The following is a 4,760-nucleotide window of genomic DNA, read 5'->3' on the forward strand; positions in this document are numbered from 1 at the left end:
GGCCTCGTCGATGTCGTGGGTGACGAACACGATCGTCGTGCCGAGCTCGGCCTGGATGCGCAGCAGCTCGTTCTGCAGGGTCTCGCGGGTCAGCGGGTCGATCGCGCCGAACGGCTCGTCCATCAGCATCACCTCGGGGCCCGCGCCGAGCGCGCGGGCCACGCCGACGCGCTGCTGCTGGCCACCGGAGAGCTGCTTGGGGAAGCGGCCGCGGAACTCGCCCGGGTCGAGCCCCACCAGGGTGAGCAGCTCGTCGACGCGCTCGGCGATGCGGCGGCGGTCCCAGCCGAGCATCGTCGGCACGGTCGCGACGTTCTCGGCGACGGTGCGGTGCGGGAACAGTCCGGTCTGCTGGATGGCGTAGCCGATCCGGCGCCGCAGCTGGTCCGGGTCGACGGAGGTGACGTCGTCGCCGTCGAGCAGGATCCGGCCCGAGGTCGGCTCGATCAGCCGGTTGATGAGCTTCATCGTGGTCGTCTTGCCGCAGCCCGACGGGCCGAGGAACACGACGAGCTCGCCGCGCGGCACCTCCAGGTCCAGGCGGTCGACGGCGGGTCGCTCCTGCCCCGGGTAGCGCTTGGTGAGCTGTTCCAGCCGGATCATCGGCTCAGGCACGGATCCCCCTCGAGGTGGTCAGGCGGGTGAGCAGGGCGATCGCGGCGTCGAACAGGACCGCCAGCACGACGATCCCGGCGATGCCCTGCACGGTCAGGTAGATCGCGAACGGGGTGCCCGCGCTGGACAGGCCGGAGAGGATCAGGTTGCCCAGCCCCGGCCCGTTGACGGCCGCGGAGATCGCGGCGATGCCCAGCAGCAGCTGCGCGGCGACCCGGACCCCGGCGAGCACCACCGGCCAGGCCAGCGGCAGCTCGATGCCCAGCAGCAGCCGGGTGCGGTCCATCCCGACGCCGCGAGCGGACTCGGTGACCGCCGGGTCGACCGCGCGGAGCCCGACGATCGCGTTGCGGACCACCGGCAGCAGGCCGTAGAGCATCAGCGCGACGACCGCGGGCCCCCACCCGAGCCCGAGCAGCGGGATCAGCAGCCCGAACAGCGCGTAGGACGGCACCGTCATGATCAGCGACGACCCGTTGACGGCGGCCGCCCGGCCGAGGTCGGTCCGGTAGGTGGCGACGGCGAGCGGCACACCCACCACCACCGCGAGTGCCAGCCCCACCACGACGAGCGCGGCGTGCTCGAGGGTGTGACCGAGCACCTCGCCCCAGTTCGTGGAGAGATACTCCCAGAAACCCATGACCGGCATTCTCTACGCACACCGGACCAATCCCCCACCCGGTCGGCGGAGGCGGGTCGTCACCGGTCTGGCAGCCTGCGCATGTGGAGATCGCCGGCACCGTACGCGAGGTCGAGACCGAGCCGGGCGTGACCCTCTGGGTGCAGGACCTGCCCGCACACCGGCCGACGCCGGCGGCGCCGGTGCTGCTGGTGAACGGGGCGGGCTCGGCCGGGTACGGCTGGCCGGACGCGCTGGTCGAGGGGCTGCGCGAGCGGCACCGGGTGGTCCGCTACGACCATCGCGACACCGGCCGCTCGACCCACGCGTTCGAGGACCGGCCCTACGCCGTCGCCGACCTGGCGACCGACGCACTCGCGGTGCTCGACGGCTGCGGGATCGACCGGGCGCACCTGGTCGGGATGTCGCTGGGCGGGACGCTGGTCCAGCTGCTCGCGCTCGACGCGCCGCACCGCATGGTCAGCGCGACGCTGCTGTGCACCGCGGCGCTCGACACCGGCGACGCCGACCTGCCCGGCCCGACCCGGGACGTGCAGCGGATGTGGCAGGAGCTGGGCGACCCGCGCGACGAGGCCGGCGAGCTGGCCTGGCGGGTCGAGTACTGGCGACGCGTCTCCGGCGGGGTGCTGCCGTTCGACACCGCGGAGTTCGCCGCGCGGGAGCGGCGGATCATGGACCACACCGGGCGGGTCGAGCCGTGCACCGCGCACGCCCAGGCCGATCCCGACGGGCTGGACCGCGGCGCCGAGCTGGGCTCGGTCACGGTGCCGACGCTCGTCGTCGAGGCGCCGGAGGACCCGGTGCACCCGCCGCCGCACGCCGACCACCTGGCGGCGCGGATCGGGGCGGCCGCGCAGCTCGTCACGGTGGACGGGATGGGGCACGCCCTGCCGGACCTGCTGTGCGAGCCGATCGCGGCGGTGCTGCTGGAGCACGCCGCCGAGGCCGAGGAGGCGGAGGCCGGCCCAGTGGCACCGCAGGCGGGGGCCGACCCGGTGGCACCGCAGGCGGAGGCCGAGCCGGTGGCGCCGCGGGCGGAGGGGCTGCGGGAGGCCGGTCAGCCGACCCAGCGGTAGCGGCGCTCCGGGCGGCCGGTGCCGCCGTAGCGCAGCCGTACGGTGACCTGCCCGGTCGACACGAAGTGCTCCAGGTAGCGGCGTGCGCTGACCCGGGACAGCCGGGTGGCCTCGGCGCACTCGGTCGCAGACAGGTCCGCCTCCGCGTCGGTCCCCGAGTGCGCGCGCAGGGTGCCCGCGACGAGTTCCGCGGTCGGGGTGGTCAGCCCCTTCGGCATCCGTTCGGGGCCGCCGGGGGTGCGGGCCGGGGCGGCACCGGTGCCGCCGAAGAGCCGGTCGATGTCGGACTGGTCGCGGACCCGGTCCAGGTCGCGCCGGATCCGCGTCGCGCGGTGCACCTGGGCGGCGAGCGCGGCGGAGTCGAACGGCTTGACGAGATAGTGCAGCGCACCGCCGTGCAGGGCGGCGGCGACCGTGTCGGAGTCGTCGGCGGCGGTCACGACCAGCACGAACGGGTCGTCGGCGGCCCCGGTGCGCAGCCGCGTCAGCACCTCCAGGCCGGACATGTCGGGGAGGTAGACGTCGAGCAGCACCAGCTCCGGACGGAGCCGGGCGGCGGCGTCGAGGGCGTCGGCGCCGTTGTGCGCGACGCCGACCACGGTGCAGCCCTCGATCCGCTCCACGTAGCCGGAGTGGACCTTCGCGACCATGAAGTCGTCGTCGACGACCAGGACCCTCACACCCGCACCCCCGTCGGCGCCACCGGCAGCACCGCCTCGAACACCGCACCGACCCGGCCCGCCGGCGCCGGCCGCACCGCGATGGTGCCACCCCGGCGCAGACACGCCTGCCGGGCCAGGGCCAGGCCGAGCCCGCGGCCGCCGATCTCGGCGGCCTTGGTCGAGTAGCCGGCCCGGAACACCTCCTCGGCCAGCTCGGAGGCGATCCCGGGGCCGGAGTCGCGGACCTCGATCCAGACCTCGTCGCCGTCGGTGTCGCCGCCGCCGGCGAGCCCGATCTCGATCCGGCGCGGGCCGTCCCGCCCGGCGGTCGCGTCGATCGCGTTGTCGATCAGGTTGCCGAGCACGGTCACGAGGTCGGCGGACAGGTCAGGGTCGTGGTCGGGATCGGTCGGGTCGAGCCGGGACTCCGGGTCCAGGGCCAGCTCGACGCCGCGCTCGGCGGCCTGGCTGTTCTTCGCGACGAGCAGGGCGGCCGTCGCCGGGTCTCCGACGCTGGCGGTGACCTCGCGGCGCCATCCCTCCGAGGCGGCGACGATCCCGGCGACGAACCGGCGGACCTCGTCGTGCTCGCCGAGCTCGGTGAGCCCGGCGATGGTGTGCAGCCGGTTGGAGAACTCGTGGGCCTGGGCGCGCAGGGTGTCGGTGACGGTGTGCGAGGCGTCGAGCCGGTGCTGCAGGGTGGTGAGCTCGGTGCGGTCCCGCAGGGTGACCACGGCGCCCACGTCGCGGCCGTCGACGCGGATCGGGCGGCGGTTGAGCACCAGGGCCCGGGTGTCGCGCAGCACGAGCTGGTCCTCGCCGTCGGCGGCACCGGTGAGGACCTCGCGGAGCCGGTCGTCGAGGCCGAGGTCGGCGACGGCGTCGCCCTCGCGGGCGCCGGGCAGCTCCAGGAGCTCGCGGGCGACCGGGTTGAGCAGGGTGATCCGGTCGGCGGTGTCGAGCCCGACCACGCCCTCCTTGATACCGAGCAGCATCGCCTCGCGGCGCTGCACCAGCTCGACGATCTCGTCGGGCTCCAGGCCGAGGGTCTGGCGGCGGACCCGCCGGGCGAGCAGCAGCGACCCGAGGAAGCCGACGACCAGGGCCAGCCCCAGCAGCGCGCCGGTCTCCGCGCGGGCTCCGGCGAGGGACTCCCACAGCGACGGGGCGCGGATCCCGGCCGACACCAGTCCGGCGACGGCGCCGCGGTCGTCGATCACCGGCACCTGGGCGACGACGGTGCGCCCGTCGGGGTTGCCGACCCAGGCCCGGCCCTGCGGCGCGGTGCTGGCGCCGGGGTCGAAGCGCTGCCGGACCCGGGACGGGTCCGGCGAGGTGCGCACGACCAGCCCGGCGTCGACGATCTCGATCTCGTCGGCCCCGGACAGGTTCTCCGCGCTGCGGGCGAACGAGGGCAGCAGGTCGTAGCGGCGGGTCTGCAACGCCTCGCGCACGGTCGGTACGGACGCGACGTCCTCGGCGACCGACAGCATCCGGCGTCCCTGGGTCTCGCGGAACGACTCCGAGGACTGCACGGCAGCCAGCGCCGCGACCGCGCCGAGCAGTACGACCACGACCACCAGCTGCCAGACGAGGAACTGGCGGGCCAGCGGCCCACCCGTCCCCCCGGCGCGCCGTCGCATGCGCCCAGCGTAGGACGTGCGACGACGGCAGCGGCCACGCGAGGCGGTGGGGCCACGACGCGTCGCGCGGCTCACGCTGGGTGGACCGGCCCGGCCGCGGACGCGCAGACTCACCGGCGGCGGC

The 4,760-nt window shown here is 75.3% G+C and carries 5 protein-coding genes; 1 reads left to right on the forward strand and 4 read right to left on the reverse strand.

Going from position 1 to position 4,760, the window contains the following annotated elements; genetic code table 11:
* Nucleotides 1-603: ABC transporter ATP-binding protein (locus GTW08_RS19410; protein ID WP_161152336.1), on the reverse strand; the 603-nt coding region annotated here is incomplete at its 3' end.
* A 4-nt stretch (nt 604-607) separates the two neighbouring features.
* Nucleotides 608-1,255, reverse strand: coding sequence for an ABC transporter permease (locus GTW08_RS19415; RefSeq protein ID WP_100880874.1), 648 nt, complete (start codon nt 1,253-1,255; stop codon nt 608-610).
* Nucleotides 1,256-1,338: 83 nt separating this feature from the next.
* Between GTW08_RS19415 and GTW08_RS19420 the strand changes: the two genes are divergently transcribed.
* A complete protein-coding gene (locus tag GTW08_RS19420; protein ID WP_301549135.1) occupies nt 1,339-2,331 on the forward strand; it encodes an alpha/beta fold hydrolase in 993 nt (330 codons plus the stop codon).
* On the opposite strand, the gene GTW08_RS19425 is transcribed toward GTW08_RS19420, so the two are convergent.
* Nucleotides 2,313-3,011, reverse strand: coding sequence for a response regulator (locus tag GTW08_RS19425; RefSeq protein WP_073575477.1), 699 nt, complete (start codon nt 3,009-3,011; stop codon nt 2,313-2,315). The two genes, GTW08_RS19420 and GTW08_RS19425, sit on opposite strands and share 19 nt — an antisense overlap.
* Nucleotides 3,008-4,636 carry a sensor histidine kinase gene (locus GTW08_RS19430; protein WP_073575478.1) on the reverse strand — a complete coding sequence of 543 codons (1,629 nt, stop codon included), beginning with the start codon at nt 4,634-4,636 and terminating at the stop codon, nt 3,008-3,010. The genes GTW08_RS19425 and GTW08_RS19430 overlap by 4 nt, the downstream gene beginning before the upstream one ends.
* Nucleotides 4,637-4,760: the final 124 nt, after the last annotated feature.

This window comes from Pseudonocardia sp. SID8383 (genome assembly GCF_009864975.1).
In the GTDB taxonomy this organism is placed as follows: domain Bacteria; phylum Actinomycetota; class Actinomycetes; order Mycobacteriales; family Pseudonocardiaceae; genus Pseudonocardia; species Pseudonocardia alni.